The sequence below is a fragment of the Arthrobacter sp. zg-Y20 genome (assembly GCF_030142075.1).
GTDB lineage: Bacteria > Actinomycetota > Actinomycetes > Actinomycetales > Micrococcaceae > Arthrobacter_B.
Map to the genome: position 1 here is coordinate 1,335,147 of NZ_CP126241.1, position 14,466 is coordinate 1,349,612.

General features: G+C 66.3%; 14 protein-coding genes. 12 read left to right on the forward strand and 2 right to left on the reverse strand.

All coding sequences use genetic code 11. The annotated features are described in order from the left end of the window. Positions 1-58 precede the first annotated feature (58 nt). A complete protein-coding gene (locus tag QNO06_RS06445) occupies positions 59-730 on the reverse strand; it encodes an SDR family NAD(P)-dependent oxidoreductase (protein ID WP_227914010.1) in 672 nt (223 codons plus the stop codon). 86 nt (positions 731-816) lie between these two features. On the opposite strand from QNO06_RS06445, the gene QNO06_RS06450 reads away from it, so the two are divergent. The 7 genes from QNO06_RS06450 to QNO06_RS06480 all read left to right on the forward strand — a co-directional run bounded on the left by QNO06_RS06450 (position 817) and on the right by QNO06_RS06480 (position 9,063). After that, entirely contained in the window at positions 817-1,626 is an 810-nt protein-coding gene (locus QNO06_RS06450) for a helix-turn-helix transcriptional regulator (protein WP_227914011.1), read from the forward strand. Positions 1,627-1,713: 87 nt separating this feature from the next. Then, positions 1,714-2,631, forward strand: a complete 918-nt coding sequence (dapA, locus tag QNO06_RS06455; RefSeq protein WP_227914012.1) for a 4-hydroxy-tetrahydrodipicolinate synthase — start codon at positions 1,714-1,716, stop codon at positions 2,629-2,631. Between the two features lie 6 nt (positions 2,632-2,637). Beyond that, positions 2,638-4,329, forward strand: a complete 1,692-nt coding sequence (locus tag QNO06_RS06460; protein WP_227914013.1) for a ribonuclease J — start codon at positions 2,638-2,640, stop codon at positions 4,327-4,329. A gap of 122 nt (positions 4,330-4,451) precedes the next feature. Then, entirely contained in the window at positions 4,452-7,361 is a 2,910-nt protein-coding gene (locus QNO06_RS06465) for an FtsK/SpoIIIE family DNA translocase (RefSeq protein ID WP_227914014.1), read from the forward strand. 20 nt (positions 7,362-7,381) lie between these two features. Next, positions 7,382-7,972: a CDP-diacylglycerol--glycerol-3-phosphate 3-phosphatidyltransferase gene (gene pgsA, locus QNO06_RS06470; RefSeq protein ID WP_227914015.1), complete on the forward strand. Its 591-nt coding sequence runs from the start codon at positions 7,382-7,384 to the stop codon at positions 7,970-7,972. Continuing rightward, positions 7,969-8,496 (forward strand): CinA family protein, encoded by a 528-nt coding sequence (locus QNO06_RS06475; RefSeq protein ID WP_227914016.1) that lies wholly within the window; start codon positions 7,969-7,971, stop codon positions 8,494-8,496. The genes pgsA and QNO06_RS06475 overlap by 4 nt, the downstream gene beginning before the upstream one ends. Positions 8,497-8,637: 141 nt before the next feature. After that, positions 8,638-9,063: a helix-turn-helix domain-containing protein gene (locus QNO06_RS06480; protein WP_269437448.1), complete on the forward strand. Its 426-nt coding sequence runs from the start codon at positions 8,638-8,640 to the stop codon at positions 9,061-9,063. Positions 9,064-9,206: 143 nt separating this feature from the next. On the opposite strand, the gene QNO06_RS06485 is transcribed toward QNO06_RS06480, so the two are convergent. Next, positions 9,207-9,704 carry a MarR family winged helix-turn-helix transcriptional regulator gene (locus QNO06_RS06485; protein ID WP_227914017.1) on the reverse strand — a complete coding sequence of 166 codons (498 nt, stop codon included), beginning with the start codon at positions 9,702-9,704 and terminating at the stop codon, positions 9,207-9,209. Positions 9,705-9,759: 55 nt separating this feature from the next. Here QNO06_RS06485 and QNO06_RS06490 point away from each other — a divergent pair, with 55 nt between their 5' ends. From QNO06_RS06490 to QNO06_RS06510, 5 genes are all read left to right on the forward strand, one after another. After that, positions 9,760-9,984: a DUF3046 domain-containing protein gene (locus QNO06_RS06490; protein ID WP_227914018.1), complete on the forward strand. Its 225-nt coding sequence runs from the start codon at positions 9,760-9,762 to the stop codon at positions 9,982-9,984. A gap of 247 nt (positions 9,985-10,231) precedes the next feature. Next, positions 10,232-11,284 (forward strand): recombinase RecA, encoded by a 1,053-nt coding sequence (gene recA, locus QNO06_RS06495; protein WP_227914019.1) that lies wholly within the window; start codon positions 10,232-10,234, stop codon positions 11,282-11,284. 112 nt (positions 11,285-11,396) lie between these two features. Further along, a complete protein-coding gene (locus QNO06_RS16970) occupies positions 11,397-12,197 on the forward strand; it encodes a regulatory protein RecX (protein ID WP_331461481.1) in 801 nt (266 codons plus the stop codon). Between the two features lie 80 nt (positions 12,198-12,277). After that, positions 12,278-13,561: an aggregation-promoting factor C-terminal-like domain-containing protein gene (locus tag QNO06_RS16975; protein ID WP_331461482.1), complete on the forward strand. Its 1,284-nt coding sequence runs from the start codon at positions 12,278-12,280 to the stop codon at positions 13,559-13,561. 538 nt (positions 13,562-14,099) lie between these two features. After that, complete coding sequence (locus QNO06_RS06510; protein WP_331461483.1) at positions 14,100-14,459, forward strand: aggregation-promoting factor C-terminal-like domain-containing protein; 360 nt, start codon at positions 14,100-14,102, stop codon at positions 14,457-14,459. The last annotated feature ends 7 nt before the right edge of the window (positions 14,460-14,466 follow it).

A 14,466-nucleotide genomic window follows, 5' to 3' on the forward strand; every position in this document is an offset into this window, starting at 1 on the left:
CCCGCGCACGGGTAGGCTCCGGAGCCTACCCGGGGACGGCTCCTAGTCCAGGACGGCCCTAGTCCAAAACGGTGACGACGCCGCCGTCCGTGCGGTGGGCTTCCCACAACGCCGCAGCAACGGCCTCGGGCTCGTGCTTGAGCCCGGGACCCACCGGTCCGACTATCAGCACGTGCGCCACCCGGATTCCGGCCGGGCTGAGCTGCCGGTGCAGCAGGTCCACATACGCCGTTTCCGCTGCCGTTGAAACGGCGCTGGCCGCCCGGCCGGGGGAGGGCCGCAGGGCTCCGCTGCCAGTGGTGAACAGCAGGCTGCCGTGTCCGCGCTCCAGCATGCCCGGCACCACCGCGCGCACGGCGGTAGCGGCCCCGCCTACGCTGAGCGCAAGCGAGGCAAGGAACTCTTCGGCGCCGGTGTCCAGGACCGGACCGATCAGGTCGAGACTGGGCAGCGGGCTAAAGCAGAGGACGTCGATGGGGCCTACCCGCTCGACGAGCAACTTCACGGCCTGCTGCAGGGCGGCCGGGTCCGCAGCATCCGCCGCTTCCCACTCGGCAGCGATCCCCTCGCCTGCCAGCGTGGCGGCCAGCTGCTGCAACCGTTCCGCGGAGCGTGCCACCAGGGCAACCCCGCCGGACGCGAAGCGCCGGGCCACGGAAAGGCCGATGCCGGGCCCCGCGCCGATAATCAGGACTGTTTTCTGCTGCTCGTTTTCCATGGCGTCTTCCATGGCGTCAATGCTTGCGCGCAGAAGGCCGCCGCGGAACGCCGTGCCGTTCCCGGGTGCACGGCACCCACCCTCGCTACACTGCTGATGTGCCTTCGCCGCTGGGAGAATTCCTCATCCTCCGCCGTTCCCGTGTCCAGCCCGCCGATGTCGGGCTGCGCAGCAACGGCCGGCGCCGCGTGCCGGGCCTGCGCCGGGAGGAGGTCGCGCGGCTGGCGGATGTGAGCGTGGACTACTACATGCGCCTGGAGCAGGGCCGCGAAGCCTCGCCGTCGCCCCAAGTCGCGGCTGCCATCGGCACCGCACTGCTGCTCGACGAACATGCGCTGGCGCATCTGTACCGCCTGGCGGGGCTGACGCCGCCGCGCACCGTTCCGACCGCCGCCGCCGTGGACCCCCAGCTGGCGGCCTTCCTTAACGAATGGCCGGACCACCCTGCCTTCGTCCTTGGCCAGGCCTTCGACGTCCTTGCTGCCAACCCGCTGGCCGAGGCCCTGTTCCTGGGGTTCGGCCCCACCGGCAACCTGCTGGAATCCATGTTCCTGGACCCGGCTGCGGCTGTGCTGTACCGGGACTGGGAGACGGTGGCCGCCAGCATGGTGGCCAGTTTCCGGCTGCTGGAGGCAGCCCAGCCCCGCGAGCCGCGGATCGCCGAGGTCCGCGGACGCCTGCTGGCCGCCGATGCCCGCTTCGCGGAACTGTGGACCGATGCCGAGGTGCGCGGCGGACGGCTGAGGAGCAAACGCTTCCGCCACCCGGAGGCCGGGGACCTGGAATTGCACCTGCAGGCGTTCGACGTCCGGGCTGCACCCGGACAGGAACTGGTGGTCTACCGGGCGGAGCCGGGATCGGCGTCGAACGCCGCACTGAAGGTGCTGCAGGCAGCCGTCTGCTCCTGATGCCGCCCCGTCCGGTTCATCCGGCTGGGAACAGCCGGCCGCGTGACCGTTGCCCCTTTGCGCTGCGCAGCGGGTAACGTTTTACCCATGGATTTCCAAAACCGCACCCTTCCCTTCGGTACACTCGTCACCGCCATGGTGACCCCGTTCACGGAGGACGGAGCAGTGGACTTCGACGCCACCGCCAACCTCGCGAACAAGCTGGTGGAAGACGGTTGTGACGGCCTGGTGGTCTCCGGCACCACGGGGGAAACCTCCACTCTGGAGGACAGCGAGAAGGAAGACCTGTTCCGGGTGGTTGCCGAAACCGTCGGCGGGCGGGCGAAGGTCATCGCCGGCACGGGCACCAACCACACCTCCCATTCAGTGGAAATGGCCCGCCGCGCCGAGCGGGCCGGCGCCGACGGCCAGCTGGTGGTGACCCCCTACTACAACAAGCCCACGCAGGCAGGAGTGGTGGCGCACTTCGATGCCGTTACCGCCGCCACCGAGCTGCCCGTGATGGTTTATGACATTCCCGGCCGCGCCGGAATTGCGCTGAGCACCTCCACTATCTTCAAGCTCGCCGAGAACCCGCGCATCCTTGCCCTGAAAGATGCCAAGGCCGACTTCGCCGGCATCACCCGGGTGCTGGCCAACACCACGCTTGACATCTACGCCGGCGACGACGGCCTCACCCTCCCGTGGATGGCCGCCGGCGCCGTGGGCGTGGTCAGCGTCACCGCGCACATCGCCACCGAACAGTTCCGTGCCATGGTGGACGCCGCCGCGGCCGGGGATTTCGAGACCGCCCGCCGGATCCACTTCGAACTGGACCCGCTGATCCGCGCGGTGATGACCCACATTCCCGGTGCCGTCGCCGCCAAGCAGGTCCTGGCGATGCAGAAGGTCATCCCCACCGCCGCCGTCCGGCTGCCGCTGGTGGCACCGGACGCCGTCGAAATGGAAACGGTCCTGACGGACCTGGCCGAAGCCGGCATGGACTTTTCCCGGAACGAGGCGTAACCGGACATGACGGAAACAACGGGCACCGGACTGATGACCCCGCCGGCACTGGAACCGGGAACGCTGCGCATCGTCGCGCTGGGCGGGCTGGGGGAGATCGGCCGGAACATGGCCGTCTTCGAGATCGACGGCAAGTTGCTGATTGTTGACTGCGGGGTCCTCTTCCCGGAAGAGACCCAGCCCGGCGTTGACCTCATCCTGCCGGACTTCTCCTACATCCAGGACCGGCTCGAGGACGTTGTGGGCGTGGTGCTCACGCACGGCCATGAAGACCACATCGGCGCCGTTCCGTATCTGCTGCGGCTCAAGAACGACATTCCGCTGATCGGTTCACAGCTGACCCTTGCCCTGGTGGAAGCCAAGCTGCAGGAACACCGGATCAAGCCGTTCACCCTGACCGTGAAGGAAGGCCAGACCGAAAGCTTCGGACCGTTTGAATGCGAGTTTGTGGCGGTCAACCACTCCATCCCCGACGCGCTGGCAGTGTTCATCCGCACGGCGGCGGGCACCGTGCTGCACACCGGTGATTTCAAGATGGACCAGCTGCCCCTGGACGGGCGGATCACCGACCTGCGTGCCTTCGCACGGCTGGGCGAAGAGGGCGTGGACCTCTTTATGGCCGACTCCACCAACGCCGACGTACCCGGTTTCACCACTGCCGAACGCGAGATCGGCCCGGTGCTGCAGGAACTGTTCGGGAAGGTCAACAAACGGATCATCGTCGCTTCCTTCTCCTCCCACATCCACCGGGTGCAGCAGGTACTGGACGCCGCCGCGGCACACGGCCGCTACGTCTGCTTCGTGGGCCGCTCCATGGTTCGCAACATGGCCATTGCGGAGAAGCTGGGCTACTTGAACGTCCCCGAGGGCATCCTGGTGGACCTGAAAAACGTTGACGACCTGCCGGACAACAAGGTGGTGCTGATGTCCACCGGGTCGCAGGGCGAACCCATGGCAGCACTGTCCCGGATGGCCAACGGAGACCACCGGATCAGCATCGGCAAGGGCGACACGGTCATCCTGGCCTCCTCCCTGATCCCGGGCAACGAGAACGCCGTCTTCCGCGTCATCAACGGTTTGATGCGCATGGGTGCGGACGTTGTGCACAAGGGCAACGCCAAAATCCACGTCTCCGGGCACGCCGCGGCCGGTGAACTGCTCTACTGCTACAACATCCTGCAGCCCAAGAACGCCATGCCGGTCCACGGCGAGACCCGGCACCTGATTGCCAACGGCCGGCTGGCCGCGGCCACCGGCGTCCCGGAACAGAACATTGTCCTGGCCGACGACGGCACGGTGGTGGATTTGCGCGACGGCAAGGCGCGGGTGGTCGGCGAGGTTGAGTGCGGGTTTGTCTACGTGGACGGCTCCAGCGTGGGAGCGATCACCGACACCGATCTGAAGGACCGGCGGATCCTCAGCGAAGAGGGCTTCATCTCGATCATCTCCGTGGTGAACCGCAGCACCGGGACCATCGTCTCCGGACCGGAAATCCATGCCCGCGGATTCGCCGAAGGTGATGCGGTCTTTGACGAGATCATTCCCAAGATCAGCGCAGCGCTGGAGGAAGCGGTCCGTTCCAACACGGACCACACCACCTACCAGCTGCAGCAGGTGGTCCGGCGGGTAGTGGGCACCTGGGTCAACCGGCGCCTGCGCCGCCGCCCCATGATTGTCCCCGTAGTCGTCGAGGCGTAGCCCGCTGAAGGGGACCCCCGCGGGTACTTGCGGGTACCTGCGCGGCCCGAGCAGGCCGGTAAATGCCGGTCCGGCCGCGTAAATCCGGGGGATCAGGGGTCCCGTCGGGTAGCGTGGCTGGTATGGCGACTCGTACTTCCCCTGCCGCACGCAGCGGTTCTTCCGGCCGTACCACGGCCCGGAGTGCCGGCGGCAGCACAAGCAAGGCATCAGGCAAAGGCAGCCCGCGCGGCGGAACAACAGGCCGGGGGAGCGCTGCAGCACGCCCGGCCCCGCCGGAACAGCTGCCCCTGCCGCTGCGCGCCGTTGAAAGCGCCTGGATGGGCATTTCCCGTATTGCCGGCGGCGGGGTGCGCAAGCTCGGCACCGATGTGTCCCCGGACTACGAAATCCGCCGCGATGGAACCGGTTTCTTCCTGACCCTGCTCGGCCTTGCCGTCGCCACGGTGGAGTGGTGGGCCCTGCGCGGTCCCGTAGCCGACGTCATCCACGCCGGCGCCGCCGGCACGTTCGGCTGGATGGCGCTGGTGCTGCCGTTCATGCTCTTCACCGGTGCCGTGCGACTCTTCCGATACCCGGAACGCCACCGCGCCAACAGCAGGATCAGCATCGGCCTGGTGATCATGCTGCTCGCCGGGTCGGGCATCACCCACATTGTCGGCGGCCTGCCCTCCCTGACGGACGGCTTCGAACGGCTCTGGGTATCCGGCGGCATTGTCGGCTTCCTTGTATCCGGCCCGCTCTCCGCCGCGTTGACCAAGTGGCCGGTGCTCATCCTTCTGTCCTTCCTGGTGTTCGTGAGCGTCCTGATCATCACCGCCACACCCTTCCGCCACATTCCCGCACGCCTGCGCGCCCTGTACGAGCACCTCATGGGCCAGGACCTGGCCCCGGATGATCCCGAGGCGCATGACCAGAGCTACCTCTACGGCAACCCCAAGCCCGAGAAGGTCAAAAAGCCGCGCAAGACCCGCCGGGAGAAGGAAGCCGAGGCGGCCGCAGCCGCTGCGCAGGACGGTTTTGCCGGCGATGAAGCCTTTGAACGCGCCCTGTTGGCCGATGAAGAGGAAGAAGCGGCTGCTGCCGCAGCAGCAGCGCCCGTCGTCCCGCCGGGCGTCCGCCGTCCCACCCAGGCCGAACTGGCCACGCAGAAGATCCGCCGCAACCAGGGCCTGCCGGTCGACGGCGACCTGGACCGCGGCATGGACAGCGCGGAACCGCCCACCGAAGCCATCAGCATGGTCCCGGGCGCCACCGAGGTGCTGAACCTTCCCGCGGCTGCCGCTGCCGTTCCTCCGGTCCCGTCCCGCCCGGTGGCGCACACCCCGCCGGCTACCCCCATCCCGCAGCGGACCGAGCAGCTGCAGCTTTCCGGCGACATCACCTACACGCTGCCGCCGTCGGACTTCCTGCCGCCGGGCCCGCCCGCCAAGGAACGCTCCGAAGCGAACGACGCCGTCGTCGCGGCCCTGACGCACACTCTGGAGCAGTTCAACGTGGACGCCAAGGTCACCGGCTTCTCCCGCGGCCCCACGGTTACCCGGTACGAGATCGAACTCGGCGAGGGTACCAAGGTGGAACGGGTTACGGCCCTTTCCAAAAACATCGCCTACGCCGTGGCCAGCTCCGACGTGCGCATCCTTTCGCCCATTCCCGGCAAGTCCGCCATCGGCATCGAAATCCCGAACGCGGACAAGGAAGTCGTGGCCCTGGGCGACGTGCTTCGCTCCAACTCCGCCCGCAAGACCGAACACCCCATGGTGATGGGCGTGGGCAAGGACGTTGAGGGCGGGTTCGTGGTGGCCAACCTGGCCAAGATGCCGCACCTGCTCGTGGCCGGTGCCACCGGCGCCGGTAAGTCCTCGTTCGTGAACTCCATGATCACCTCCATCCTGATGCGCTCCACGCCGGATGAGGTGCGCATGGTCATGGTGGACCCCAAGCGCGTGGAACTGACCGCCTATGAGGGCGTTCCGCACCTGATCACCCCCATCATCACCAACCCCAAAAAGGCTGCCGAAGCGCTGCAGTGGGTGGTCCGGGAAATGGACACCCGCTATGACGACCTCGCCAACTTCGGGTTCAAGCACATTGACGACTTCAACAAGGCCGTCCGCAACGGCAAGGTAGTGCCCCCGGCCGGATCAAAGCGGGTCATCCGCGCCTACCCGTACCTGCTGGTGATCGTGGACGAGCTGGCCGACCTGATGATGGTTGCCCCGCGGGACGTGGAAGACTCCATTGTCCGCATCACCCAGCTGGCCCGCGCCGCCGGCATCCACCTGGTGTTGGCCACCCAGCGGCCTTCCGTGGACGTGGTGACCGGCCTGATCAAGGCGAACGTGCCCTCCCGCATGGCCTTCGCGACGTCGTCGGTCACCGACTCCCGCGTGGTCCTGGACCAGCCCGGCGCTGAAAAGCTGCTGGGCCAGGGTGACGCCCTGTTCCTGCCGATGGGCTCCAACAAGCCCATCCGTGTACAGGGCGCCTGGGTCACCGAGTCCGAAATCCACCGTGTGGTGGAGCACGTCAAGAACCAGCTGCAGGCCGTCTACCGCGAAGACGTTGCGGTCACGGCGCCCAAGAAGCAGATCGACGACGACATCGGAGACGACCTCGACGTGCTGCTGCAGGCCACCGAACTGGTGGTGACCACTCAGTTCGGCTCCACCTCCATGCTCCAGCGCAAGCTGCGCGTGGGCTTCGCCAAGGCAGGACGCCTGATGGACCTGCTCGAGTCCCGCGGCGTCGTCGGGCCCTCCGAAGGTTCCAAGGCACGCGATGTGCTGGTGAAGCCCGACGACCTGGCGGCCACCCTGGCAGCCATCAGCGGCGACGAAGCGCCTGCCCCGTCCGGGGGAGCGGACGCCGCAGCGCTGGCCGAGAACGCCAACGTGAACCACGGGTTCGACGCCGGCGGTCCCGTGGACCTGGTCGCCGCCGACCTGGATGGCCGGCCGCAGGCTGCGGAGTACCACGACGGCGCCGACGACCCGGAGTCCGAGGACGCATGGAACCTCACCGGCCGGTGAATGTTCGCTAGGCTGAAGCTGTGAGCAATTCTCCTAGCGAGAGGGTACCTACCCTCAATATCGCCAATGCACTGACGGTGGTGCGGATCCTGATGGTTCCGCTCTTCATCTGGTTCCTCGCTGCCGACGACGGCCGCGGCGGGCTCTACCGATGGCTGGCGGTGGCAACATTCGCCGTCGCCATCTACACGGACAAGCTCGACGGCGACATAGCCCGCAGCCGCGGCCTGATCACCGACTTCGGCAAAATCGCCGATCCGATCGCGGACAAGCTGCTGATCGGTTCCGCACTGGTGATGCTGTCGCTGCTGGGCGAACTGTGGTGGTGGGTGACCATTGTGATCCTGGTCCGCGAACTGGGTATTACCCTGATGCGCTTCGTGGTGATCCGCTACGGCGTGATGGCAGCTTCCCGAGGGGGCAAGCTCAAGACGGTGGTACAGACCTTCGCAATCTTCGTGTTCCTGCTGCCGCTGGGCAGTTGGCTGGGCAGCTGGGCCTGGTGGATCGGCGCCGTCTTTATGGCCGCCGCACTGGTGATCACCGTGGTGACAGGCATCGACTACGTCCTGCAGGCCGTCCGCCTGCGCCGCAGCGCAAAGAGCGTATGAGCCCGGAGACCGGGGCGGGCGCCCCTGTGGAGGAGAGCTCGGCCGCCCGTGTCCTGCGCGCCGCGAACCGGGCCGGCAAAACCGTAGCCACTGCCGAGTCCCTGACCGCGGGAATGCTCTGCGCGGAGCTTGGATCCGTGCCGGGAGCGTCCACAGTTTTGCAGGGTGGCGTGGTCGCGTACCAAAATGGGATCAAGCATTCCGTCCTCGGGGTTCCGGCCGCGCTCCTGGCCGAAGCCGGGTCCGTGGATGGAAGGGTGGCGGAGCTTATGGCGGTCGGGGCGCGCAAGGCCCTGGACGCCGACGTCGCAGTATCAACCACCGGGGCGGCCGGGCCTGCGGCCCACGACGGCAAACCGGTGGGAACAGTCTTCGTAGGGATCGCCTCTGCCGGAGGATCTTACTTCCGGGAGTTCCTGTTCCCCGGAGACCGCACCGCCATCCGTGCCGCTGCCTGCCGCGAGGCACTCGCGATGCTGGCCGCAGAACTGGAGACCGCCGGTCCCGTTGGAGACGGACAGTAACCGCCCCATCCGCCGCGGGAACAAAACCGTCAGGGCATCAGTTGTTAGTATCAGGAACCGCCAAGGTTCTTTCAGTACGATCTTTGAACAGTCTGCGGCAACTCGCCGCAGCCCGTACTCATAGGGAGCAGGACGATACACATGGTTAAACAACCCGTATCCGTGAACGGCGTGATCCGCTGGCGGGATGTAGGGTTGGCGGAAGACGCACACCGGGAGCCTAAGGAGCGCAAGATGGTAGTTCTTCGTCACGAGATTGGTGATGTCCTCCGCGACGTGCGCCAGCGCCAGGGCCGTACCCTGCGCGAGGTGTCGCACAGTGCCCGTGTATCCCTCGGCTACCTCAGCGAGGTTGAACGCGGACAGAAGGAAGCATCATCGGAACTCCTGTCTTCAATCTGCACGGCCCTCGATGTGCCCCTGTCCCTGATGCTCCGTGAAGTCAGTGACCGGGTGGCCAGCGCTGAAGGCGTTGCCATTCCAGATACCGTGCCCTCTGAGTTTTCGCGGGAATTCGCACGTGAATTTCCCGAAGACCTGGCCCGGGACCTGGCCCGCACATCCTAGGAACCCCGGCAGCGCCCCTTCGCTTCAGGCGACGGATGCGTTGCCCCCAAGATTTACCAGCTGAACAGCTAGTGACCCCCGCAGGTGCGGTGCCTGCGGGGGTTTGTTCTGTCCGGGGCTGATTTCAAAGACTGTCCCCGGTTTCAAAGACTGTCCCCGGCCGGACGGACGGAGGCATTCAGCTTGTGCAGCAGCCGAACCAGGGCGCGCAGCTCTTCGGCCTCCCATCCGGTCCATGTCCGGCGGAAGTGCTCCTTTCGGGCCGTTGCCGTGCCTTCCAACTGTGCCGCCCCCACGTCGGTGAGGTTGATGGGTTGGGCCCGCCCGTCCACCGGGTCCGTATGCTTCTCCACCAGGCCCAGGCTTTGCAGCATCGCAACCTGACGGCTCAACGAGGGCTTACCCACCCCCACCGCCGCGGCCAGGTCCGTCAGGCGCATGGGACCCTGCTGGTGGAGCAGCACCATGAGGCCGTAGGCCGACGGTTCCATGTCGGGGTGGACTTCGCGGGCTATCTGGTGGGAGACGGAGCGCGCGCGGCGCCACAGGACACTCAGTTCCTGTTCCAGGTCCTCAATGGCGGCATCGTTGTCCGGGTCCCCGCCATCGGGCCGGTCCGCGGGACCGGTGGTCTCGGTCATGTCTCCATTCTAGGTTGGTTACTGCGGGGCGCTGCGTGCGTGCGAGAATTAAGCGATGCGTATCAGTGACTTCTGGCGGCTCATGGATGACGAGTTCGGTTCGGCCTATTCCCGGGTCTTGGCCGCGGATCTGGTCCTCGGCCAGCTGGGCGGGGTTACCGCTGCGGAAGCGCTCCGGAAAGGCGTGGAACCAAAAGCGGTATGGCTGGCCGTGTGCGAGATCCAGGACGTGCCGGCTGACCGCAGGCTTGGCCGGGACATCAAACCGAAGGCAACGTAGCGGCGGGAACGCCCGGGAGCCCGGACAGCCGGAACGGAACACGCCGGGGTGAATATTCGAATCTGTGTTCGGATAAAGATATGCTCCTACACAGGGGTCGGCCACAGCAGGCGCGGCCCGGGATATCCACAAGATAATGAGCAACAAGGTCCGGTCAGCCGTTTTGTCAGTGCCGCCGGATAGGGTCGTTACTAAGCAATGGACGACAGGCCTACGGGCCACTCACAACCACAACACGAGGTGAAGAATGGCTGCTCCAGCCGACCGCGCAAAAGCACTTGAGGCAGCGCTGGCCCAGATTGACAAGCAGTATGGCAAGGGATCGATCATGCGTCTGGGCGATGAGGTGCGCGCCCCCGCAGAGACCATCTCAACCAGCTCCGTCGCTCTGGACGTTGCCCTGGGCATTGGCGGGCTCCCGCGCGGACGCGTGGTGGAGATCTACGGTCCGGAATCTTCCGGTAAGACCACGCTGGCCCTCCATGTTGTGGCCAATGCGCAGAAGAACGGCGGCATCGCCGCATTCATCGACGCGGAGCACGCCCTGGACCCCATCTACGCCGCCAAGCTCGGCGTTGATACGGACTCGCTGCTGGTGTCCCAGCCGGACACCGGCGAGCAGGCCCTGGAAATCATGGACATGCTGATCGGCTCCGGGTCCGTCGACGTCGTCGTCATTGACTCCGTTGCCGCACTGGTGCCGCGGGCCGAAATCGAAGGCGACATGGGAGACAGCCACGTCGGCCTGCAGGCCCGCCTCATGAGCCAGGCGCTGCGAAAGATCGCCGGCCGGCTGAGCCACACCAACACCACCGCCATCTTCATCAACCAGCTGCGTGAAAAGATCGGCGTCTTCTTCGGCAGCCCGGAAACCACCACCGGCGGCAAGGCCTTGAAGTTCTACGCGTCCGTACGCATCGACGTCCGCCGCATTGAAACGCTCAAGGAAGGCACCAACCCGGTTGGCAACCGCACCCGCGCCAAGATCGTCAAGAACAAGATGGCACCGCCCTTCAAGCAGGCGGAATTCGACATCATGTACGGCGTCGGCATCTCCCGCGAAGGCGGCTTGATCGACATGGGCGTGGAGCACGGGCTGGTCAAGAAGTCCGGTGCCTGGTTCACCTACGACGGAGACCAGCTGGGCCAGGGCAAGGAGAACGCCCGCAACTTCCTGAAGGACAATCCCGACCTGGCCGACGAGCTGGACCGCCGCATCCGCGAAAAGCTGGGCATCGGCGTTCCGGCCGCAGAGGAACCGGCCGCACCCAAGCTCAAGGCTGTAGCCAAGGACTCCTAGGGCTTACCCCCTCAGGCAACAAGGGCAGCGCCTCCTCAGGAGGTGCTGCCCTTGGGGTTTGGCCATCCAGGCAGCAGCTCATTCAACACTGACTCATTCAACCGGAACAGCTATGGCATCCCAAGAAACGCTCGAACAACTGAAGCAGCGGCTCGCCGACATCCAGGCGGGTACTGCCGTGCCTTCGGATACGACGCCGGCAGATGTGCCTCCGGCCTCCCGTGCGCGCTCCCGCCGGAAGCCGAAGGATGCAGGGGATACCTTCCAAGAAGGCGGTTTTGGCGAGGAAGCCCCGGCAGATGAACCGTGGGCAGAACCAGGCGCCGGAGGCGGCACCAAGAAAAAGAAGCGCCGGAGGAACAGCGCGGGGGAGGCGGATTCCGTTTCCGGGCCGGCGCCCGAGCTGACACCTGAGGAAGCCTACTCGGAGGCGAAAGCCATTGTGCTGCGCCAACTCACGGCATCACCCAAAAGCCGGCACCAGCTGGAAGCGAAGCTGGCCGAACGCGAGATTCCGGCGGATGCGGCCGCAGCAGTCCTGGACCGTTTCGAGGAAGTGCAGCTCGTGGACGACGCCGAGTTCGCCCGGTTGTGGGTCCAGAGCAGGTCGCAGGGCAAATCACTGGCCCGCGGCGCACTGCGCCGCGAACTAGCCGAAAAGGGGATTGCGCCGGATCTGGCCGAGGATGCCCTCGAACAGGTCAGCGCCGATGACGAACTTGAGGCCGCCAGGACCCTGGCCCGGAAAAAGCTGCAGTCCTCCGCGGATCTCGCAGACCGCACGGCAAGGGACAAACAAACGCGGCGGCTCGTGGGCATGCTGGCCCGCAAGGGTTACTCGCCGTCGCTGGGTTTCCGCGTGGCCGGAGAAATTATCAGCGAGGCACGCGAGGCCAGAGGCGACAGCGTCTAAAAGCGCACACCCTCGAAGGGCCGGTGTCAATTCGCCGCGCCGTGTCGTATGCTGTGCCAACTATGTTAAAGATGAGCTTGGTGGGGCCCAAGTTAAGGCGTTCCCCGCTGTTTGCCGTGGTGTTTGCCGGAATCCTGGCCTCCGCCGTGCTGACCGCTGGACCTGTCTCGGCTGCGGACCCGTACCCGTCCTGGGAAGATATCCAGCAGGCCAAGTCCTCCGAGGCCGCCAAAGCCTCTGAGGCTGACAAGCTCGAAGGGCTGCTCACGGAGCTGCGCACCGACGCCGGGCAACTGGGCGACGCTGCGGTTAAAGCCACCAGCCGCTACAACGCAGCGAGGGATGCCCTGGCAGAAAATGAGAAGCTCCTGGCCTCGCTATCCGCACAGCGGGAGGCCGCCGAGGCGCAGGCGGATGAAACGCTGCAGCGTGTGGCCGCATTGGCCGCGCAGACGTACAAGTCCGGAGGTGCCGCAGCGGACGGCTTGGGACTTTTGCTCTTGGATACGGAAGCGTCTGCCGACGCCCTGCACGGGGCGGACCTGATGGACCGCGTTTCCTCGCGGGCCGGAACCCTGTATGCGGCAGCGACGGCATCCGAACGGGTAGCGGCCGGCCTTGCCGATCAGGAACAGCAGGCCCGAGATGCCCGTGCAGACCTGCTGGCCGAGGCCAAACGGTATCTTGACGAAGCCGGCGCCTCTGCCACCGCGGCGGATGAAGCGGTCCGGGAGGAGGAAGCCCGGAAAACCGTTTTGCTGGCCCAACTGGCCGATTTGCACGGGACCACCGCCGACGTGGAAAACGCACGGCTGCGCGGAATTGCCGCTGAGCAGGCCTTCCAGGAACAGCAGGCGGCAGCGGAACGGGCGGCACGGAACGCCGGTACCGTGACGCGGCCTGCGGTTGGCTCACCCGTTGCTCCCGGCGCGCCGGAAACAGGGGTTCCGGCCGTGACCCTCCCCATAGCACCTGTGCCGGCACCTGCTCCCGCACCTGCGCCGGCGCCTGGCCCGGCACCCGTTCCGCTTCCGCCGCCGCCCGCCCAACCGGTGGACGATCCGGCCGGGGCCCAGAACTATGCCGCCGGCATGATGGGTGCCTACGGCTGGGACGGCAACGAATTCCGCTGCCTGGTCAGCCTCTGGAACCGGGAGTCCAACTGGCGCACTTCGGCGGCCAATCCGTCCAGCGGCGCCTACGGAATCCCGCAGTCGCTGCCCGGTAGCAAAATGGCCAGCCACGGCAGCGACTGGCAGACAAACTACCGGACCCAGATTAACTGGGGGCTCGAATACATCTCCTGGCGCTACGGCACACCCTGCGGCGCCTGGCAGCATTCCGAAGAGGTCAACTGGTATTAGCCCAATTGGCGGCAACGGTTTGCGGCTGCATGCGATGTCGGGGGCGTCAACATCGTCGTTACCTTTTTGAGACTTTTCCCAGAAAACTCCGGTAGCGTCCTGCGCTTGTGACTTCACTTGACTCATCACGCCGCGAACAGACCCGCATCCGACGCGCCCTGCGCCGCCGCCGAAGGCTGCGAATGGGGGCCTCGGCAGCACTAGGCTCCCTGGCAATGCTGGGTGTGTCCGGCGCCGCGGTCGGCACTGCCGCAGGTGAGGATCTGCGCGCCGCCGCCGGACTGCAGCTGGTCAATATGGCGGTGCCGCTGCTCGCCACCCAAGAACCCGTCCGGGACGGTGCCACAACCGGGAATGTCACGGAAACCAAGGGTTCAACAGCTGAACAGCCCCCGCAGAGCAGCACCCCGCAGAGCAGCACCCCGCAGAGCAGCACCCCGCGGAGCAGCCGCCCGCCGGGGAATCCGACGAGCAGGCTGCAGCAGAGCAAGCCGCCGCGGAGCAGGCTGCGGCCCGCGCGGCGGATGAGGCCGCGGCCATGCAGGCCGCAGAGGAAGCAGCCGAGGCCGCGCGTGCGGCCGTGCCTGTGGATGACCCTGCGGCGGCCAAGGCCTACGCTGCTTCCATGCTCGCCTCCCGGGGGTGGGAAGCATCCCAGCTGACGTGCCTGGACCGGCTTTGGACCAAAGAATCGGAATGGCTGACCAGCGCCACCAACTCCAGCAGCGGAGCCTACGGGATTGCACAGTCCCTTCCCGCCGAAAAAATGGCGGCAACCGGAGCTGACTGGGCGGTGAACTACCGCACGCAGATCGACTGGGGACTTCAGTACATCTCATCGCGTTACGGCAGCCCCTGCAACGCGCTGAATTTCCACCACGCCAATAATTGGTACTAGCCAGTAA

Bases quoted from the DNA above. Each gene is read 5' to 3' on its own strand.
- QNO06_RS06510 (WP_331461483.1), top strand. From the start codon at position 14,100: ATGCAGGCCGCAGAGGAAGCAGCCGAGGCCGCGCGTGCGGCCGTGCCT.
- QNO06_RS16970 (WP_331461481.1), top strand. From the start codon at position 11,397: ATGGCATCCCAAGAAACGCTCGAACAACTGAAGCAGCGGCTCGCCGAC.
- dapA (WP_227914012.1), top strand. From the start codon at position 1,714: ATGGATTTCCAAAACCGCACCCTTCCCTTCGGTACACTCGTCACCGCC.
- QNO06_RS06490 (WP_227914018.1), top strand. From the start codon at position 9,760: ATGCGTATCAGTGACTTCTGGCGGCTCATGGATGACGAGTTCGGTTCG.
- recA (WP_227914019.1), top strand. From the start codon at position 10,232: ATGGCTGCTCCAGCCGACCGCGCAAAAGCACTTGAGGCAGCGCTGGCC.
- QNO06_RS06475 (WP_227914016.1), top strand. From the start codon at position 7,969: ATGAGCCCGGAGACCGGGGCGGGCGCCCCTGTGGAGGAGAGCTCGGCC.
- QNO06_RS06445 (WP_227914010.1), bottom strand. From the start codon at position 730: ATGGAAGACGCCATGGAAAACGAGCAGCAGAAAACAGTCCTGATTATC.
- QNO06_RS06465 (WP_227914014.1), top strand. From the start codon at position 4,452: ATGGCGACTCGTACTTCCCCTGCCGCACGCAGCGGTTCTTCCGGCCGT.
- QNO06_RS06485 (WP_227914017.1), bottom strand. From the start codon at position 9,704: ATGACCGAGACCACCGGTCCCGCGGACCGGCCCGATGGCGGGGACCCG.
- QNO06_RS06480 (WP_269437448.1), top strand. From the start codon at position 8,638: ATGGTTAAACAACCCGTATCCGTGAACGGCGTGATCCGCTGGCGGGAT.
- QNO06_RS06460 (WP_227914013.1), top strand. From the start codon at position 2,638: ATGACGGAAACAACGGGCACCGGACTGATGACCCCGCCGGCACTGGAA.